This window comes from Xanthobacter sp. BG11Y11_SDJG (assembly GCF_057364445.1).
Genome location: NZ_JBNFNU010000749.1, coordinates 1 through 977 on the forward strand (window position 1 = coordinate 1; position 977 = coordinate 977).

Sequence of the window (977 nt, forward strand, 5' to 3'; positions counted from 1 at the left end):
CTCCACCGGCAGGTTCACGCTCGGCGGCGCCTCGCCGGCCGACGTCGCTTCGCCCCCCGGGCCGACGCCGTTCTGGGGCCGGGGCTCGACCACGGGAAGGCCGAAAGGACCGGTGCGCGACGGCGCGGCGACGGTGCCGCGGTTGCGCGCATTGCGCTCCCAGAGGGGCGCGTATTTCGCCACCATGGCGCCGTAGCGCCCGGCCGCCAGGTTCGCATTCACCTTCTGCACGTCGCCGAGGAAGGCCACCTGGGGACAGGATGCGGGCGAGCAATTGCGCATGTCCAGCAGCATGGCGGCGGTGAGACCATAGGGATCGCGCTCCAGCGGGCGCCGCCAGACGGCGATGCGCTCCAGCAGGACCGGGCTTTTGCGCCGGCGCACATACTCGAAGCCGTCCTCCACCAGAGCGAAGCGGGCACGGAGCATCGCACGCGCGGCGGCGACCTTGTCCGGGCTCTCGAAGACGATCGTCTCGCAGGCTGCCGAGAGCGCCTCGTCCGCATTGAGGCAGCCGAGGCCGGCCGCGGCGGCCGCCGCATCGAGCTCGGCCGCGCGCACCTCAAGGGCGCGGGCCTCCGAGACCGCATGGTTGCTCTGCACTTCCTTGAACATCGCCGTGCCGACGGCCATGCCGCCCAGCAGGATGCCGCCCAGCACGAGCAGGGTGAGCGGGCGCTCGACCGGCTCGGCCCGCACCAGCATCAGGAATGCAAGCACCGCCGCGACGGCGGCCCCGGCGACCACGACCCATCCTGGCAAGGTGACGCTCTGCGTCAGGATGCCGAGGGTGTCGGCGACAAAATTCATGATCTCGACCTTCTCGGACGCGCAACGCCAACCAACGTCCGGGGCGGGATCATGGTTCGCAAGGTCGCCGGAGGCAACAACCGCTTTCGGGCTGACGGACCCGTCAGGCGTGATCACGGCGCGGCAGGACCGGCGGCGGCCCGACGCCGCGCCACCCGGCCCCTGCG

Annotated in this window: 1 protein-coding gene; it reads right to left on the bottom strand. The window is 71.9% G+C overall.

Features of this window, described 5'->3' with window-relative positions:
- The coding region (locus tag AC2W7M_RS26270) for a hypothetical protein (protein WP_486136110.1) at positions 1-810 on the bottom strand (810 nt) is incomplete at its 3' end.
- Between the last annotated feature and the right edge of the window lie 167 nt (positions 811-977).